This window comes from Photorhabdus noenieputensis (genome assembly GCF_018448935.1).
Classification (GTDB): Bacteria; Pseudomonadota; Gammaproteobacteria; order Enterobacterales; family Enterobacteriaceae; genus Photorhabdus; species Photorhabdus noenieputensis.
The window spans coordinates 26,522-45,508 of record NZ_RCWC01000041.1; the positions used below are offsets into that span (position 1 = coordinate 26,522).

Annotated in this window: 14 protein-coding genes; 8 read left to right on the forward strand and 6 right to left on the reverse strand. The window is 45.0% G+C overall.

Translation table 11 applies throughout. The features are described from left to right. Positions 1-249 precede the first annotated feature (249 nt). Positions 250-1,365: a macrolide transporter subunit MacA gene (gene macA / locus EAE91_RS20730; protein WP_214090146.1), complete on the forward strand. Its 1,116-nt coding sequence runs from the start codon at positions 250-252 to the stop codon at positions 1,363-1,365. After that, on the forward strand, positions 1,365-3,308 hold the full coding sequence (macB, locus tag EAE91_RS20735) for a macrolide ABC transporter ATP-binding protein/permease MacB (RefSeq protein ID WP_214090147.1): 1,944 nt from the start codon (positions 1,365-1,367) through the stop codon (positions 3,306-3,308). The genes macA and macB overlap by 1 nt, the downstream gene beginning before the upstream one ends. Before the next feature lie 83 nt (positions 3,309-3,391). On the opposite strand, the gene cspD is transcribed toward macB, so the two are convergent. Next, complete coding sequence (cspD, locus tag EAE91_RS20740; protein ID WP_036814644.1) at positions 3,392-3,613, reverse strand: cold shock-like protein CspD; 222 nt, start codon at positions 3,611-3,613, stop codon at positions 3,392-3,394. 343 nt (positions 3,614-3,956) lie between these two features. Between cspD and clpS the strand changes: the two genes are divergently transcribed. After that, entirely contained in the window at positions 3,957-4,277 is a 321-nt protein-coding gene (gene clpS, locus EAE91_RS20745; protein ID WP_214090148.1) for an ATP-dependent Clp protease adapter ClpS, read from the forward strand. Positions 4,278-4,308: 31 nt separating this feature from the next. Continuing rightward, positions 4,309-6,585, forward strand: a complete 2,277-nt coding sequence (gene clpA / locus EAE91_RS20750; RefSeq protein WP_214090149.1) for an ATP-dependent Clp protease ATP-binding subunit ClpA — start codon at positions 4,309-4,311, stop codon at positions 6,583-6,585. Between the two features lie 83 nt (positions 6,586-6,668). Here the strand turns inward: clpA and infA are convergent, their stop codons facing one another. From infA to trxB, 5 genes are all read right to left on the reverse strand, one after another. Continuing rightward, positions 6,669-6,887 (reverse strand): translation initiation factor IF-1, encoded by a 219-nt coding sequence (gene infA / locus EAE91_RS20755; RefSeq protein ID WP_002211347.1) that lies wholly within the window; start codon positions 6,885-6,887, stop codon positions 6,669-6,671. 156 nt (positions 6,888-7,043) lie between these two features. Continuing rightward, a complete protein-coding gene (aat, locus tag EAE91_RS20760) occupies positions 7,044-7,736 on the reverse strand; it encodes a leucyl/phenylalanyl-tRNA--protein transferase (RefSeq protein ID WP_214090150.1) in 693 nt (230 codons plus the stop codon). 6 nt (positions 7,737-7,742) lie between these two features. Next, the gene (gene cydC, locus EAE91_RS20765; RefSeq protein WP_214090151.1) at positions 7,743-9,491 is read right to left on the reverse strand and encodes a heme ABC transporter ATP-binding protein/permease CydC; all 1,749 of its coding nucleotides are present in this window, start codon (positions 9,489-9,491) and stop codon (positions 7,743-7,745) included. Positions 9,492-9,493: 2 nt separating this feature from the next. Next, positions 9,494-11,263 (reverse strand): heme ABC transporter permease/ATP-binding protein CydD, encoded by a 1,770-nt coding sequence (gene cydD / locus EAE91_RS20770; protein WP_214090152.1) that lies wholly within the window; start codon positions 11,261-11,263, stop codon positions 9,494-9,496. Between the two features lie 133 nt (positions 11,264-11,396). Next, on the reverse strand, positions 11,397-12,356 hold the full coding sequence (trxB, locus tag EAE91_RS20775) for a thioredoxin-disulfide reductase (RefSeq protein ID WP_214090153.1): 960 nt from the start codon (positions 12,354-12,356) through the stop codon (positions 11,397-11,399). Positions 12,357-12,855: 499 nt separating this feature from the next. Between trxB and lrp the strand changes: the two genes are divergently transcribed. The 4 genes from lrp (at position 12,856) to EAE91_RS20795 (ending at position 18,970) form a co-directional block, all read left to right on the forward strand. Continuing rightward, positions 12,856-13,350 (forward strand): leucine-responsive transcriptional regulator Lrp, encoded by a 495-nt coding sequence (gene lrp / locus EAE91_RS20780; protein ID WP_011145896.1) that lies wholly within the window; start codon positions 12,856-12,858, stop codon positions 13,348-13,350. Between the two features lie 147 nt (positions 13,351-13,497). Then, positions 13,498-16,914: a DNA translocase FtsK 4TM domain-containing protein gene (locus tag EAE91_RS20785; RefSeq protein ID WP_214090154.1), complete on the forward strand. Its 3,417-nt coding sequence runs from the start codon at positions 13,498-13,500 to the stop codon at positions 16,912-16,914. Positions 16,915-17,007: 93 nt separating this feature from the next. Next, a complete protein-coding gene (lolA, locus tag EAE91_RS20790; RefSeq protein ID WP_214090155.1) occupies positions 17,008-17,619 on the forward strand; it encodes an outer membrane lipoprotein periplasmic chaperone LolA in 612 nt (203 codons plus the stop codon). 7 nt (positions 17,620-17,626) lie between these two features. Continuing rightward, a complete protein-coding gene (locus EAE91_RS20795; protein WP_214090156.1) occupies positions 17,627-18,970 on the forward strand; it encodes a replication-associated recombination protein A in 1,344 nt (447 codons plus the stop codon). Positions 18,971-18,987: the final 17 nt, after the last annotated feature.

An 18,987-nucleotide genomic window follows, 5' to 3' on the forward strand; every position in this document is an offset into this window, starting at 1 on the left:
AAAGATAACAATTTTTTTACATTAAGAGAATAGTCAAGATAGAGTGAAGTATGCTGTTGCTCAAAGAATTTTTTATTCTTAAGTGGGTGTGTTATTAATAACTTTCAAGGGGTATGAAACGTAAAGAGAACGGTATCTATCTGGAATAAATGGAAATCCTTGGTTTTCGTGGTATTGCAAGAAATAAGTTTTTACGATTTCTCTGAATCCAATTTCTCTGAATCCAATGCTTAATATGGTGATATTTAAATGAATTTTATTCGTTCGAAACGTCGATGGATTATGTTGTTAGCTATTGTGGCAGTTATCACGTTGGTTCTGGGGTATTTTTTGCATGGGCCAGAAGCGATTAAATATCAGACAATTTCTGTCATTAAAGGTGATTTGGAAAAAAATGTACTGGCAACAGGGAAACTGGATGCGGTCAGAAAAGTAGATGTTGGCGCGCAGGTAAGCGGTCAGTTGCAGAATTTGTATGTTGAAGTGGGTGATAAGGTGACAAAAGGCCAGTTATTGGCATTGATTGATCCTAAACCGGCGCAAAACCAGGTCAAAGAAGTTGAAGCCACGATCAAAGAATTGAATGCTGATCTGATGGAAGCCAAGGCACAATTGAAATTGGCGCGGCTTACATTACAGCGTCAGAACAATCTGGCAAAAGTGCAGGCGGTCTCGCTCCAGGAATTGGATCAGGCTAAAACGGACGTTGAAGTGAAAAGAGCGAAGGTAGAAACTTTATTGGCGCAAATCAGTAAAAATCAGGCCAGCCTTGATACTGCTGAGACGAATTTGCAATATACCCGGATTACCGCACCAATGGATGGTATCGTTGTCAATATTAAAACGCTTCAGGGGCAAACAGTCATTGCGGCACAGGAAGCCCCGACGATTCTGACGCTAGCTGATCTGGGCACGATGTTGGTAAAAGCGGAAGTATCAGAGGCGGATGTTATTTACCTGAAACCGGGTCAGAAAGCCTCTTTTACCGTATTAGGCGCACCGGATAAAAATTTTCCGGGGGTGTTGAAAGATATTTTGCCGACGCCAGAAAAGATTAATGATGCAATTTTCTTCTATGCCCGCTTTGAGGTGGCTAATCCTCAGCAACTTTTGCGTTTGCAAATGACCGCCCAGGTGAAAATTCAACTCGATTCCCATCGTGATGTGTTAATGATCCCGATCTCGGCTCTGGGTAAACAGATTACGCCAACCCGCTATGAGGTGGATATCCTGAATGGAAATAAAGAAGAGAAACGGGAAGTGGCCATTGGTGTGCGCAATGATGTGAATGTACAAATTCTGTCTGGTCTGAAAGAGCATGAGCAGGTGATTACTGGTCTTAGTGATGAAGCAGGGGATGAGTAATGAATGCGTTACTTGAGCTGAAAGGTATAGAACGCAGCTATCCCGCAGGTGAGCAACAGGTAAAAGTACTGGATGATGTCACCTTGTCTATTTACGCCGGTGAGATGGTTGCGATTATCGGCGCGTCAGGCTCGGGTAAATCGACACTGATGAATATTCTTGGGTGTCTTGATCAACCTAGTAATGGTGAATATCGGGTCGCGGGACAGAATGTTGCTGAACTGAATAATGATGAACTAGCAGCACTGAGACGGGAACATTTTGGCTTTATTTTTCAGCGTTATCATTTACTGACTCATTTAACCGCTGAACAGAATGTGGAAATTCCCGCTATTTATGCGGGAGCCTCTAAAGCAGCACGTCGCCAGAGAGCCATAGAGTTGCTTGGTCGTTTAGGGCTTGAAGAGCGAATCTACTATCAGCCAGGGCAGCTCTCTGGTGGACAGCAGCAGAGGGTCAGTATCGCCAGGGCGTTGATGAATGGTGGTCAGGTCATTTTGGCTGATGAACCAACCGGAGCGTTGGATAGCCATTCCGGCGAAGAGGTGATGGCAATCCTCAAACAACTGTGTGAACGAGGGCATACCGTCATTATTGTCACTCATGATCCGAAAATTGCGGCTCAGGCACAGAGGATTATAGAGATCAAAGATGGTCACATTATGAGTGACTCTGGCACGCAAGTGAGTAGAAAAGTCACTCAAACTCCGTCGTTAACATCAAAAATATCGTCGATACGCCAAACCTTTGGGCGATTTAATGAAGCTTTATTCATGGCATGGCGGGCGATGGTTGCTAACAAGATGCGAACTTTACTGACCATGTTGGGGATTATCATTGGTATTGCTTCTGTTGTGACTATTTTGGTTATCGGAGATGCGGCTAGGGCATCGGTGTTATCCGATATTAAAGAGATTGCGACGAACACTATTGATATTTATCCGGGAGAAGATTTTGGCCTTGATGATCCGGTCAGTATGCAAGCGCTGAAAATAGAGGATTCAGACGCGATTAAAGCGCAGCCCTATATTCTGGCGGTTTCACCAGAAATTGAGGGACAAATGCGCCTTCGTAGAGGGAACATTGATGTTGCTTCGAGAGTGACTGGTGTTGGTGATGAGTTTTTTCAGGTTTATGCTCTGCGTTTTGCCCAAGGAATGGGATTCTCATTGGATATGATACGCCGTCAGGGGCAAGTTGTGGTTATTGATAAAAATACTCAGCGTAAGCTGTTTCCTCACCAGAAAAATGTGATTGGGGAGGTGATCCTGGTGGGTAATATGCCGGCCACAATTGTGGGAGTGATATCTGATAAGAGAGCGACATTTGGCAGTAGCAAATCATTGCATGTCTGGTTGCCTCATAGCACGATGACCAGCCGTCTGATGAACCGAAATTATCTGGATTCAATTACTGTCAGAATAAAGGATGGTTATAACTCTAAGGATATAGAAAAGAAGATTGTTCAATTGTTCACTTTACGCCACGGGAAAAAGGATATTTTCACCTATAACGTGGACATGATGGTAAAAGCGGCGGAAAAAACGGCCCATACTTTACAACTGTTTTTGACGATGGTGGCGGTAATTTCGCTGATAGTTGGCGGTATTGGCGTTATGAATATTATGTTAGTTTCGGTGACTGAACGTACAAGAGAGATTGGTATTCGTATGGCAGTAGGTGCCAGAACCAGCGATGTGATGCAGCAGTTTCTGATAGAGGCTATTTTGGTTTGTCTGGTTGGCGGTGTTTTGGGTATTGTGCTCTCTTATACGATTGCATTGATTGCTCAACTGGCGCTGCCTGGCTGGCATTTTGTCTTCCAACCCATCGCTTTACTCAGTGCTTTCGCCTGTTCTACCGCAATTGGCGTGATATTTGGGTTTCTACCTGCCCGTAATGCTGCTCGCCTTGATCCGATAGAAGCGTTGGCAAGAGAATAAGCGGAAATGAAATAATGTTACGCCGCAGGCAATGACCAGCGGCGTATGAATAATACCTGGTTATGACCCACAGGCCAGGCTATTTAGCCTTTGGGTTCGTTTTCAAGGGGAACAATAATACTGGCATGATTTCCCTTTGGGCCTTGGTGAACGCTGAAATTCACCTTCTGGCCCGCTTTCAGTGTCCGGTAACCGTCCATCTGAATGGTTGAGTAATGAGCGAATATATCTTCTCCGCCGCTTGCCGGGCAAATAAACCCAAAGCCCTTAGCATTATTGAACCACTTAACAGTACCTGTCTCCATACTTCTACATCCCTCGTTTAATAATTTCGGTTGAGATGAGCCATTAATATAACAGTTGTAAACAATCACATATAATTAGTTACATTATCTATGTTTGTTCACAAAACATACTGTAGTAAAAATCAAATTCTCGTCAAGCACAGAACAAATGTCTGGTTGTTTTGAATGACTAAAGTTTGATATAGATAACGATATGAGTTTCGTTCATTCACTTTTATGCCGAGTTTTCATAGGGGAATAGTCTGTGGTAAAAGGAGTTGCCCAGAGAATGATAAGATAAATGGCAACATAATTTATTTGCTGGCAGTGGCTGGTATTAGAGATTAATCCTGTTGGGAAAATAATGAACGAGTATCATAACAGTTTGAAAACTAAGGAATCCGTTAAGGATAAGCGACAGCAAAAATTGCAGCCGCCGTCAATGTATCAGGTTATTCTTAACAATGATGATTACACTCCGATGGAGTTTGTAGTTGACGTATTACGAAAGTTCTTTTCTTATGATATTGAACAGGCAACGCAGTTAATGTTGGATGTCCACTATCAAGGGAAAGCTGTTTGTGGGGTTTATACTGCTGAGGTGGCAGAAACTAAAGCGGCTCAGGTAAATATGTATGCCAGGGAGCACGGGCATCCATTACTTTGTACGCTGGAAAAAATCTGACCAGGTATACTGATTTTAGGGGGAGGTGCCTATGCTCAACCAAGAGCTTGAACTTAGTCTTAATATTGCCTTTGCTAAAGCACGGGATAACAGACACGAGTTTATGACTGTGGAGCACCTATTGCTGGCGTTGTTAAGCAATTCATCAGCGCGTGAAGCATTGGAAGCCTGCAAGGTCAATCTGGCTCAATTGCGTAAGGAGCTGGAGAATTTTATTTCACAAACGACACCGTTGTTACCTGAAAATGATGAGCGGGAGACTCAGCCGACGTTGAGTTTTCAACGCGTTCTTCAGCGCGCGGTATTTCATGTTCAATCCTCTGGGCGCTCAGAAGTCTCTGGTGCTAATGTGCTGGTGGCTATCTTTAGCGAACAGGAGTCTCAAGCTGCTTATTTGCTGCGTAAACATGATGTTAGTCGTCTGGATGTAGTTAATTTCATTTCTCATGGAACTCAAAAAGAGGACACTGAATCGGATCATCAGGAGACAGGCTCACAATCTGCGGAAGAGGTGCCTACAGGTGAGGATCGGTTGGAAAATTTCACAACTAATCTGAATCAACTCGCTCAAAGAGGGCAGATTGATCCATTGATTGGCCGTCAGGATGAGTTGGAAAGAACAATCCAGGTATTGTGTCGTCGCCGAAAAAACAATCCATTGTTGGTCGGAGAGTCGGGTGTCGGTAAGACCGCTATTGCAGAAGGGCTGGCATGGCGGATTGTGCAAAAAGATGTACCGGAAGTGATGGCTGATTGTACGATTTATTCGTTGGATATTGGCTCATTGCTGGCGGGAACTAAATATCGTGGTGATTTTGAGAAGCGCTTCAAAGCATTGTTAAAAACCCTTGAGCAGGATAAGAAAAGTATTCTATTTATAGATGAAATTCATACCATTATCGGTGCGGGTGCTGCGTCAGGGGGGCAGGTCGATGCGGCTAATCTGATTAAGCCATTGTTATCTAGTGGACGTATCAGAGTGATTGGTTCTACGACCTATCATGAATTCAGTAATATTTTTGAAAAAGATCGGGCGTTAGCGCGTCGTTTTCAGAAGATTGATATTGTTGAGCCTTCACCCGAAGAGACGGTACAGATTATTAAAGGGTTGCGGCCAAAATATGAGGCGCACCATGATGTACGTTATACCACGAAAGCGATCCGTGCGGCGGTTGATTTATCAGTGAAATACATTACCGATCGCCACTTGCCGGATAAGGCGATCGATGTGATTGATGAAGCCGGGGCGCGTACCCGTTTGGTGCCGATTAGTCGCCGTAAGAAAACGATTAATGTGTCGGATATTGAATTCGTTGTTGCTCGGATTGCCCGGATTCCTGAAAAAACCGTTTCTGCCAGTGATAAAGATGTCCTAAAAACACTGGATGAGCGGCTGAAAATGTTGGTATTCGGTCAGGATACCGCGATTGCGGCATTAACCGAAGCCATTAAGATGAGTCGTGCAGGGTTGGGGCAGGATAATAAACCGGTGGGTTCTTTCCTGCTTGCAGGTCCGACAGGCGTGGGGAAAACGGAAGTCACCGTACAGCTTGCTAAGGTGCTGAATATCAAATTATTGCGTTTTGATATGTCAGAATATATGGAGCGTCATACCGTAAGCCGTTTAATTGGTGCGCCACCGGGATATGTTGGTTTTGATCAAGGAGGATTGCTTACGGATGCTGTGATTAAACATCCTCATTCAGTATTGCTGCTTGATGAGATTGAAAAAGCCCATCCAGATGTGTTTAACCTGTTATTGCAAGTCATGGATAACGGCACTCTGACTGATAATAACGGTCGCAAAGCGGATTTCCGTAACGTCATTTTAGTCATGACAACCAATGCGGGGGTACGTGAAACACAGCGCAAATCCATTGGATTTAAGCAGCAGGATAACAGCTCTGATGCAATGGAAGAGATTAAGAAAATATTTACGCCGGAATTCCGTAACCGTCTTGATGGCATCATCTGGTTTAATGCGCTTTCTATCGAGGTTATTCAACAGGTAGTTGATAAATTCATTGTCGCCTTGCAAGCGCAATTGGATGAAAAGGGTGTTTCGCTGGAGGTCAGTGCGGATGCTCGTCAATGGTTATGTGATAAAGGCTATGATAAAGCAATGGGTGCTCGTCCAATGGCGCGGGTTATTCAGGATAGCTTGAAAAAACCGTTGGCAAATGAACTCCTGTTCGGCTCATTAGTTCACGGTGGTTCGGTTAGCATTGGCTTGGATAAGGTAAAACGCGTATTGACCTACGATTTCAGCAGTGCTTATAAGCAGAAGCCGGAAGATGTAGTGCACTAATAAAGAGCGACACCACAGGTGAAAACAACGTTGTTAAATACAAAGTTGCTACCTGTGGTGTAATACCTGAAAACGGTAATGAATCAGCGGCTACGGAAGACGATACGGCCTTTGCTCAGGTCATATGGGGTCAGCTCAACTGTAACCTTGTCGCCTGTCAGGATGCGAATGTAGTTTTTACGCATTTTACCTGAGATGTGAGCAGTGACTACGTGCCCGTTTTCTAATTCAACGCGGAACATAGTGTTTGGTAGTGTGTCTAGCACGGTACCTTGCATTTCAATATTGTCTTCTTTGGCCATCTAATCCTCTAAGTTTAATAACCATCGTTTTTAACGGGCAAGATAATGCCGAAAAACCCTCATTATGTAAAGGAATGTTGTATTTTAACCCGCTATTTTGCAAATGGTGCATGGTGATATTTACGTTATAATCAACATGAATCGGTCAAATGTTGATTATAATTCCAGTACTTGTTGTGACCAGCAACCGAGTCTTAATGACCGATTTCTGAATTGATAAAGATGCTGAATAAATTCTTCCCTAGCGATCTCTTTTGCACCTAGTGACGCAGTGTGATGATTAAGCACTTGGCAATCCAGTAGTTCACCACCGTGTCGCAGAAAATGGTGATAGAAAGCAATGAACGCACATTTGGATGCATTTTCCATTCTGCTAAACATAGACTCACCACAGAATAGTGTACCAACGCTAACACCATACAAGCCACCAACAATCCGCTCATTGTGCCAGACTTCTATCGAATGTGCTTGTCCTGTTTGATGCAATTTCTGATAACCTTGTTGAATATCCCGACCTATCCATGTTCCTTCCTGCCGTTGAGCGCAGAAATAAACCACTTGTTCAAAGGCATGATTCACCGTAATACGGTATGGGTGATTGCGCAGAAACCGGCGTAATGTTCGGCCGATATGCAATTCACCCGGAATGATTACCGCACGTGGATCGGGAGACCACCAAAGTGGCACTTCGCTGGGTAAAAACCAAGGAAAAATGCCTTGATGGTAAGCCGCATTTAATCGTTTAGCGGATAAATCCCCTCCTACCGCCAGTAGACCATTAGGCTCCGTTAATGCTTCTTTTGGGTGAGGGAAATCATATGAGTCATCATTCAGTTGAATTATTGGCATCGTGTGTTACTGCTCCGGTTCAAGACGAATCTGATGTTGCCGTTGATGAAATTGATAATAGCGACCTTGCTGAGTCAGTAATTCATCATGTTGCCCTTGTTCAATGATGGTGCCGCCATCCATGACGTAAATACGATCCATATGATTAAGTCCGTACAGGCGGTGGGTGACAATAATTAATGACTTATGCTGACAATGCTGACGCAGTAAAGACAGAATTTGCTGTTCAGTGTCCGCATCGAGTCCTTCCGTAGGTTCATCCAGCAACATCAGTGGTGCCGAGTGCAATAACGCTCTGGCAATCCCCAAGCGACGCTGTTCACCACCTGATAACTGACGACCACCTTCGCCCATCCAGCAGTTTAGTCCCTCATTGGTTTCCAGTAGATTGCTTAAACCCACCTGTTTCAGCACAGTTTCCAGTTCATTATCGGTTGCATGTGGTTTTGCCAGTAATAAATTCTGGCGTAAAGTATGACTGAATACATGCACACGTTGTGGAACAACCGATATCATGCTGCGCAGAGTGGATTCGTCATAAGTAGTAATGGGATGTTGGTTCAGACAGATTGTGCCTAAATCAACATCCCAGGCTCGGGTCAGTAATTGTAGTAAGGTGGATTTACCACAACCGGTTTTGCCTAACAGCGCGATATGTTCTCCCGCTTTCAGGCAGAGAGAGACATTTTTCAGGACAGCCATTGGCTGATCAGGATAGGTGAAACTGATATTTTTGATATCAATACTGGCTTGCGCTGAACTTTCCGGTCCTGATGTAGGAAATGTGACTTCCGGTTCTTGTTGCATCAATTGAGAAACACGGGTTGCAGAGGTAATGACTTGCCCCAGATGTTGGAATGCAACAGCAACAGGCCCCAGACTTTCAAACGCAGCAAGAGAACAGAAGACAAACAGCGCAATTAATGCTCCCGGCTGGCTGTTTCCCCCTACGCCGTTAGCAGCCAGCCATAAGATCAATGTGACAGTCATACCAGTGGCGAAAATCATGATTGCCTGTGACAAACCGGTCAGATTGGCTTGCTGTTGTTGACGTCTTAACCAACGTGACTCAATATCGGCCATTGACTTGCGGAAACGGCCAATAGCACCAAATACCATCAATTCAGCTTGCCCTTGCAACGCCGCTGTAAGTTGGGTGCGGTATTGACCACGCAGAATAGTCAGATCGCGGCCGACGGATTTACCTGCGTTATAAAATACCAATGGCAGCAGGATCAACAGCGTCAGCATAATACCGCCAAGAGTATAGGCTAATGTGAGATCCAGAAAACCAAGACCGAAAGTGAGAACTATAATAACGATAAAAGCTGATAATATCGGCGAAATCACCCGTAAATAGAGGTGATCCAATGTTTCAACGTCAGCGACTAGCCGGTTTAATAATTCGCCCTGACGAAAACGAGCCATTCCTCCCGGTGAGAGTGGCAAAATTTTCTGAAAGGCAAAAACCCGTAAATGTGCCAATACCCGGAAAGTGGCGTCATGGCTAACCAACCGTTCAGCATAGCGTCCGGCAGTTCGAAGAATGGCAGAGCCACGGACACCCGCGGCCGGTAGCATATAGTTGAAGGTATAACCGGCAAAACCTGCTAGTGCTGCGCCTGCAAGGAACCAGCCAGAGAGAGTCAGTAAACTTATACTGGCGAGTAGCGTAACAATGGCCAGAACCATGCCTAAACTGATAAGAAACCAATGACGGCGATAGAGCGCCAGAAAAGGAAGCAATACCCGCATAATTACAGCTCCTCACTTCGATAGGATAACAGTCGGGTGAATACCCCTTGGGATTGGCTTAGCGTCTGATAATCTCCCTGTTCAATAATCAGCCCCTTTTCCATGACCCAAATCTGATCATATTCCAGTGTCTCTTCCAATTGGTGGGTAACTAACAAGGTTGTCTGATGATGAGATGCCTGATTGAGTGTTGCCATAACCCGTTGTTCGCTATGCGCATCCAGGCTGGCGGCAGGTTCATCCAGTAATAATAACTGGCGGGGTTTCAATAGGGCACGGGCGACAGCGATACGTTGGGCCTGACCAACGGATAATCGTGCTGCATTATCACCGATAATAGTATTCAGCCCATCGGGTAAATCATGAATGAATTCGGTGACGTATGCTTGCTCCATAACCTGATGGATTTGTTGTTGATTGGCATTAGGTTGGTTCAGACGAATATTATCAAGCAAAGTCTGTTCAGGCAGATGTGGATTTTGTCCAACCCAACTCAGTTGGTTACGCCATCTCTGTAGATCCAACTCACGCAGCTCAGCGCCATTAATTTGTATTGAGCCACGATAGGGCAGGAACCCTAACAGTAAATTCAAGAGGGAGCTTTTACCTGCTCCGCTCAGGCCAACTAATGCCACCCGCTGATTTTTCTCTATAGTAAAATTCAACGGGCCAGCAAGCCGGTTGCCATCGTGGGCTAAAATTTCCAGATTATTAGCAATGATGGTTAACGAATCGTGAGGGTTTAGCGTTTTATCACCACCGGCAGGTGCGTGTTCGCCATCACTGCTTAATAAAGTCACTAATGCTTCTGCGGCACCAACCGCCTGTGCTTTGGCGTGATAGTAAGTGCCGAGATCACGCAATGGCTGGAAAAATTCTGGGGCGAGGGTTAATACCAGAAAACCGGCAAACAGGGTAACGCCCATCCCATAGCTGCCAAAATTAAGCTCCCCCAGATAGGAGAAACCGAAATAGACAGCGACAATGGCAATAGAAATGGCAGCAAAGAATTCCAGCACCGCGGAAGAAAGGAACGCTAATCTCAGCACTTCCATCGTCCTGCGACGGAAGTTTTCGGTAGATTCGCTGATTTGTTGTGCTTCTGCATTGCCGCGATAAAACAGGCGCAGCGTTTCCAGCCCACGTAGCCGATCCAAGAAATTACCGCTTAACCGGCCTAGTGCGACAAAATTACGCCGATTAGCGTCTGCGGCACCTAAACCAACCAGTGCCATAAACAGGGGAATCAGCGGAGCCGTCGCGAATAAAATTAGCCCGGCAGCCCAGTTAACAGGGAATAGGGTGATCAGGATAAGAATAGGGATCATGACGGCAAGAGACATCTGCGGCAGATAGCGGGAGTAATAATTCTGCATATCTTCTATTTGCTCAAGGATAATGGTTGCCCAACTACCGGCTGGTTTGCCTTTAACCCACGCTGGGCCAAGTTGTTCAAGTTTATCCAATACCATAGCGCGGATTTTTTGACGCACGACTTTGCCACAGATAAAGCCTATTCGTTCCCGAATAGCACTGATGATGGCCCGTAGAGCAAAGATGGCTGCTAACAACCAAAATTCATTCGAGATGTGCTCGCGCGGAAGGTTATCCATGATTAAAGCTTGCAGAATTGAGGCAAGTAACCAGGCTTGAGTGATAATCAACAATCCACTGATTAAGCCGAGTAACATGGACAGGCGGAGCCAGCGTTGGGCCGGGGCACTTTGCTGTTTCAGCCAGCGAACCAATTCGTACTGTCTTGTTTTGTCCATAGAAAAAATTCTAATCTAGCAGGTGAGGGTAATGGTGTACCAAAAGGCTGGACATATCCTATGTGTCAGCATCCTGCTGATATGTTACATGTTAAAAGGCGCTACCGAAATAGCGCCTTGAAAGAAAAAGAATTTATTTAGCGGCTAGCCCATCAAGGAAACGTTCTGCGTCAAGGGCTGCCATACAGCCTGTACCGGCGGATGTAATTGCCTGACGGTAGGTATGGTCCATAACATCACCGGCGGCAAATACACCGGGAATTGAAGTCTGAGTGGCGTTACCCTGCAAACCGGATTGAACTTTAATGTAACCATTATCCAGTTCTAATTGGCCTTTAAAGATAGCGGTATTGGGAGTATGGCCGATAGCAATGAATGTGCCGGTAACCGCCAATTCTTCTGTAGCGCCATTTTGGGTATCGCGTAGACGAACACCAGTAACGCCCATATCATCACCAAGTACTTCATCTAGAATACGATCGGTGTGCAGGATGATATTGCCATTTTTTACTTTATCCATCAGCCGACCAATCAAAATCTTCTCTGAACGGAAAGTATCACGGCGATGAATTAGGTGAACTTCTGCTGCAATATTTGCCAGATATAAAGCTTCTTCTACGGCGGTATTACCACCACCGACAACGGCGACTTTCTGGTTACGATAAAAGAAACCATCACAAGTTGCACAGGCTGAAATACCACGCCCTTTGAATGCCTCTTCAGAAGGTAAACCTAAATAACGGGCAGAAGCACCTGTTGCGATAATCAGTGCGTCACAGGTATATTCTTGTTCATCACCATAAAGGCGTAAAGGCCGGTTTTGCAGATCAACTTTTTGAATATGGTCAGAAATGATTTCGGTTTGGAATTTCTCAGCATGTTGGTGCATGCGTTCCATTAACCCAGGGCCGGTCAGACCTTCCGGATCGCCCGGCCAGTTTTCGACCTCGGTGGTGGTAGTCAACTGACCGCCTCTTTCAACTCCGGTAATAAGAACCGGATTTAAATTTGCTCGGGCAGCGTAAACCGCGGCAGTATAGCCTGCTGGACCGGAGCCAAGAATAATGAGTTTGTGGTGTTTGGCGGCGCTCATGAATACCTCATTTCCATTTATCACCTAATCGAATATCGAGCGATTGTAGGAGAAATAGGAGGGTAAAAAAAGCTAAAAGACTCATGTTACTAACGATTTTACCGATAGATATTAACTAATAATGACTTTAACCTGAGAAAAGTGTTCTTTTAGTGTTGGTTGGATTTCATTTGCTCGTTATCAATTAATGGTAGACTATCGAAACGATTAACTGAAAATTTGTTCCACAGGTTGTTCTGATTTTTGCTCATTTACTTTGACAATCGGCTGTGCATTTGCGAAAACATCACTGTAAGAGATAATTATCCACCTCGCTAAATTCGTTTCTATAAAAATCGACAAGTGGATAATCCTCTTTTGTGTAGCATAAAAAAATGGCCTGTGGGTTGCTTTACGCTGATAGAGCGAGGCTTTAACTTTAAGACATCTTTTCCAACTCAAACTCAGAGAGATAGGGGAAAATGTTATGGGTGTAGGAAAATAAAGAGAGATCAACAAGATGATAGATAATAAAAAACGTCCGGGAAAAGATCTTGATCGCATAGATCGTAATATCCTAAATGAGCTACAAAAAGATGGGCGAATTTCTAACGTAGAACTGTCTAAACGGGTAGGTTTGTCTCCAACCCCGTGTCTGGAGCGTGTTCGTCGTTTGGAACGTCAAGGGTTTATTACTGGATACACGGCATTGCTGAATCCTCACTATTTGGATGCATCTTTGCTGGTATTTGTTGAAATTACTTTAAACCGTGGTGCTCCAGATGTTTTTGAACAATTCAATGCTGCTGTACAAAAATTGGAAGAGATTCAGGAATGTCACTTGGTTTCCGGTGATTTCGACTATCTATTAAAAACCCGCGTACCAGACATGTCAGCTTATCGTAAGTTGCTGGGCGAAACATTGTTGCGTTTGCCAGGTGTTAATGACACCCGCACATATGTTGTAATGGAAGAAGTTAAGCAGAGCAACCGTCTGGTCATTAAGACGCGCTAAAATCTTACCAAAAATGTACAGGTGCAAAACTGGAAAAACTTAGGTACACTCCTGTTTATGCATACAGTTTCAACGCTGAGCTATCTCGGCGTTGTTCCGTTAAATCAATTGTTCCGTTAAATCAACAGGAAACCTGGAGAGCCTTTCTTGAGCCAGGAATATACAGAAGATAAAAATATTAAGTTAAAGAGACTGAGTAGTGGGCGCAGGCTGTTAGAAGCTGTGTTGCTTGTTATTGTCATTCTAGCGGCTTATCTGATGGTCGCGCTTGTCAGTTTTAATCCTTCTGATCCCAGTTGGTCTCAGACTGCATGGCATGAGCCGGTGCATAATTTGGGTGGAGGAGTTGGTGCGTGGCTGGCTGATACGTTGTTTTCTGCATTTGGGATTCTAGCTTATGCCATCCCTCCGGTGATGATATTGGGTTGCTGGAGTGCTTTTAGGCAACATGATGACCGGGAGTATGTCGATTTCTTTGCGCTGGCTTTGCGCGTTATTGGCGCATTGGCAATTGTCTTAACTTCATGTGGATTAGCGGCACTGAATATTGACGATCTCCATTACTTTGCTTCCGGCGGTATTATTGGCAGCCTGTTTAGCAGCGCAATGTTGCCTTGGTTTAATGAATTGGGCGCGACTTTAGTCTTGCTGTGTATTTGGGCAATTGGGTTTACGCTATTTACTGGCTGGTCATGGTTAACTATTGCTGAAAAAACAGGGGCAGTGATTCTGGGGGCAATAGGATTTATTACCAACCGCAGCCGTAATGAACAAGAATATACGCCATACGATGAAACGGCTATTGCGCGGGAAAATCTCGCCGATGATAAAACAGAACCTGAATTCACCGCGGCTGATATTGATCATGATGATGTGCTATTTACAGCACCTTCAGCCGCAGAGTTAGCAAAAACTGAACTGGATGAACCAGAATCAGTGAAAACAGAAATCGAGCAAGAACAGCCAACGGATATTCCTACCATTAATATGGCTGATATTGATGTTGAACCTAAAATTCTGGTCAATACATCTGATGATGATATTGTACAGTCTCAGCCATTAATGGAAGAAAGTGAAAAGAATAATAACGACGAACCTGTTCGTTATACATTTGAAATTCCTGCTGAGTACCATTTTGAACCTATATCTGAATCTCACCGTCAAGGGCCGCCAACATTTGAACCCGTCGAAAGTAGCCAAAATAGCAGTGATACTTTCACTTTTATGCCTGAAATAGAGCCAAAAAATACCGAGCAAAAAAATGTTATGGCAGCAACCGCCGCAACGGTTATAACGGGTAACTCACAGGTTAAACAAGGAATCGGGCCAGAACTGCCTCGTCCTAATCCTGTCCGTATTCCAACCCGCCGTGAACTGTATGGCATTAAAGTTCCTTCACAGCGTCTTGCAGAGCAACAGCGTGAAGAGGAGGCCAAACAGCAAGTAGATGAATCGGATGGCGATATTGAGGCTGATAAACAACAAGCAGCGTTGCTGCGTCAGCAGTTTCTTGAACAACAGCGCGAGCGTTATCGTATTACGACGGATACAGAAAAACAGGCCCCAATCCCTCCTCAAATAGGACAGAATCTATTTGAGCCGGAAAATCGGCCTGTGGTGGAAGAACGGGCTCAAGCCGCGACAGAGATTGTTAAACAGACAGTTGAGCAGTCGCAACATAAGCGTTATCAGGAGCAAAGTCACCAGGAGAAAAAAGAGCTCTCGGCTCTGGAGAGTTTATCGATTTTAAATAACTTCTCGCCGGTTGAAGATTTAGTTGAAAAGGAGCCAACAGAGCCGCTGTTTATGCCTTCTGTTCAATCAGCGCCGAAAAATCAATCAGAACGGCCGACAGAAATTGCTTTTGCGTCAGCGCCTGTACACAATACTGCGCAGCAACCGCAGCAACCGCAGCAACCGCAGCAACCGCAGCAACCGCAGCAACCGCAGCAACCGCAGCAACCGCAGCAACCGCAGCAACCGCAGCAACCGCAGCAACCGCAGCAACCGCAGCAACCGCAGCAAAATAGCTTATTTCATCCGTTTTTGGTTCGTAACGATCAACCGTTGCCAAAACCAACGACACCAATGCCTTCGCTCGAACTGTTAACCAGTCCTTTAGCAGAAGAAGAACCCGTTGATATGTTTGCCCTTGAGCAAACATCACGTTTAATTGAAGCGCGTCTGAGTGATTATCGAGTTAAAGCTGATGTCGTGGGTTTCTCACCCGGTCCGGTGATTACTCGGTTTGAACTGGATTTGGCCCCGGGTGTTAAAGCAGCACGTATTTCCAACTTATCAAGAGACTTGGCTCGCTCTCTATCAGCGGTCGCCGTGCGTATTGTTGAAGTGATTCCGGGTAAACCTTATGTTGGTTTGGAATTACCGAATAAAAAACGTCAGACGGTCTATTTGCGTGAAGTATTGGATTGTGAAAAATTCCGCGATAATCCGTCACCACTAACCATTGTGTTGGGTAAAGATATTGGCGGCCAGCCGGTAGTAGCTGATTTAGGTAAAATGCCGCACTTGCTGGTGGCGGGGACAACCGGTTCGGGTAAATCTGTTGGCGTCAACGCCATGATCCTCAGTATCCTCTATAAAGCAAAACCAGAGGATGTCCGCTTTATTATGATTGACCCGAAAATGTTGGAATTATCGGTTTATGAAGGTATTCCGCATCTGTTAACCGAAGTTGTTACCGATATGAAAGATGCTGCTAATGCACTGCGTTGGTGCGTTAGTGAAATGGAACGCCGTTATAAACTGATGTCCGCATTAGGAGTACGTAATCTGGCGGGTTATAACGAAAAGGTTAAACAGGCGGAAGAGATGGGACGTCCAATCCCTCACCCATTCTGGAAGCCCGGTGACAGTATGGATATTACTCATCCGGTGCTGAAAAAAGAGCCATACATTGTTGTCATGGTCGATGAATTTGCTGATTTAATGATGACTGTCGGTAAAAAAGTTGAAGAGCTGATTGCCCGATTAGCACAGAAAGCGCGTGCTGCTGGTATCCATCTGGTTCTGGCGACTCAACGTCCATCGGTTGATATTATTACTGGTTTGATTAAAGCAAATATTCCGACGCGTATTGCTTTTACCGTTTCCAGCAAAATTGACTCCCGCACCATCCTTGATCAAGGTGGCGCTGAATCCCTGTTGGGCATGGGAGATATGCTTTATCTAGCACCAAACTCCTCGATTCCGGTGCGTGTTCATGGTGCATTTGTTCGGGATCAGGAAGTTCATGAAGTGGTGAATGATTGGAAAGCCCGTGGTCGTCCAGAGTATGTTGACAGTATTATCAGTGGTGGTGATGATGCTGAGGGTGGCTTAGGTTTTGACAGTGATGAAGAGCTGGACGCCCTGTTTGATCAGGCAGTTCAATTCGTGACGGAAAAACGACGAGTTTCGATTTCTGGTGTTCAGCGTCAATTCCGTATTGGTTATAACCGAGCGGCGCGTATTGTGGAACAGATGGAGGCGCAACAGATTGTCAGTGCTCCAGGTCATAATGGTAATCGTGAAGTATTGGCCCCACCGCCACATGAGAGCTGATAGTGAATATTGAACGTTGAAGACTCTGATAATAAATCACTTAAGTAATAACGTTGAGAAAGAAGTAATAACGCTGAGAAAGGTATCTCTTACATGAAAAAGCTGATATTGATTGGTTGTTTAATGGCTGGCATGAATATCAATGCGGCATGGGCAAATGCCAGCCAGAATTTGCAGGAACGTTTGAGTAAAGTAAACAGTTTTCATGCCAGCTTTACTCAGACAGTCACCAGTGATGATGGGGCAACAATTCAGGAAGGTGAAGGGCAGTTGTGGGTTAAACGACCAAACCTATTTAACTGGCACATGACATCCCCTGATGAAAGCGTCTTGGTATCGGACGGTAAAACATTGTGGTTCTATAATCCATTTGTTGAGCAGGTAACGGCTAATTGGTTGAAAGATGCCACAGGTAACACGCCGTTTATGTTAATTACTCGTAACGATGCTAAAGATTGGTCCCAATATAAAATTAGCCAGCAAGGGAATGATTTTGAACTGACGCCGAATAATGTCGCTGGCAACCTGAAACGCTTCTCGATTACCGTCACGACGGATGGCACTATCCAAAAGTTTTCAGCCATAGAACAGGATGGCCAAAAGAGTGCTTATCAATTAAAAGGGCAGCAAAATACCCATGTGGATGCGGCAAAATTCAGTTTTACCCTACCGAAAGGCGTTACGCTGGATGATCAGCGCCAGTGAGGTTTAAGTGAACAACCTGTCACTCGATTTTTCACAAAATGAATTCCAGCCATTGGCCGCGCGTATGCGGCCGATGACATTAGAGCAATATATCGGCCAGCAGCATTTATTAGCCGTAGGAAAGCCGCTTCCAAGGGCTATCCGGGCTGGACAATTGCACTCCATGATTTTATGGGGGCCTCCGGGGACGGGCAAAACAACATTAGCTGAAATTATTGGGCATTGTGCTCAGGCTGATGTTGAACGGATATCCGCGGTTACTTCCGGCATCAAAGAGATACGTGAATCTATTGAAAAGGCGCGCCAGAATCGGAACGCAGGGCGTAGAACTATCTTGTTTGTTGATGAAGTACATCGTTTTAACAAAAGTCAACAGGATGCTTTTCTGCCACACATTGAAGATGGCACGATCACTTTTATCGGTGCGACAACGGAGAACCCCTCTTTTGAACTGAATTCCGCATTACTTTCACGGGCACGAGTCTATCTGCTTAAATCATTGACAACAGAAGAGATTGAGCAGGTACTCGATCAGGCAATGAATGATAAAGAACGCGGTTATCATGGTCAGAATATCATTTTGCCTGAAAATACCCGTCACATGATTGCCGAGCTGGTTGCTGGCGATGCCCGTCGTTCATTGAATTTGCTGGAAATGATGGCGGATATGGCAGAAACCAATGCTCAGGGACAGAGGGTTTTGACACCGGCGCTATTGAAAGAAGTCAGTGGAGAGCGAAGTGCTCGTTTTGATAATAAAGGTGATCGTTATTACGATTTGATTTCAGCGCTGCATAAATCTATACGCGGTTCTGCACCTGATGCTGCGCTTTACTGGTATGCGCGGATCATTACTGCTGGTGGTGATCCGCTATATGTTGCACGTCGTTTATTGGCAATTGCTTCCGAAGATATTGGTAATGCCGATCCGCGGGGAATGCAGGTAGCCATTGCTGCGTGGGATTGTTTTACGCGTGTTGGGCCGGCAGAAGGTGAAAGAGCGATTGCTCAAGCTATTGTTTACCTTGCCTGTGCGCCGAAAAGTAACGCGGTTTATACCGCTTTTAAAGCAGCGATGGCTGATGCGAAGGAAAAACCTGATTATGATGTTCCTGTGCATTTGCGCAATGCGCCGACAAAATTGATGAAAGGGATGGGGCTTGGCGAAGAATATCGTTATGCCCATGACGAGCCTAATGCTTATGCGGCGGGTGAAGTTTATTTTCCATCTGAGATACGGGAAACTCGCTATTATCATCCGACTAACCGAGGGTTAGAAAGTAAAATAGGCGATAAACTCGCCTGGCTTGCTGAACAGGATCAAAATAGCCCGATAAAACGCTATCGCTAACGTTATTGTTGCGGTAA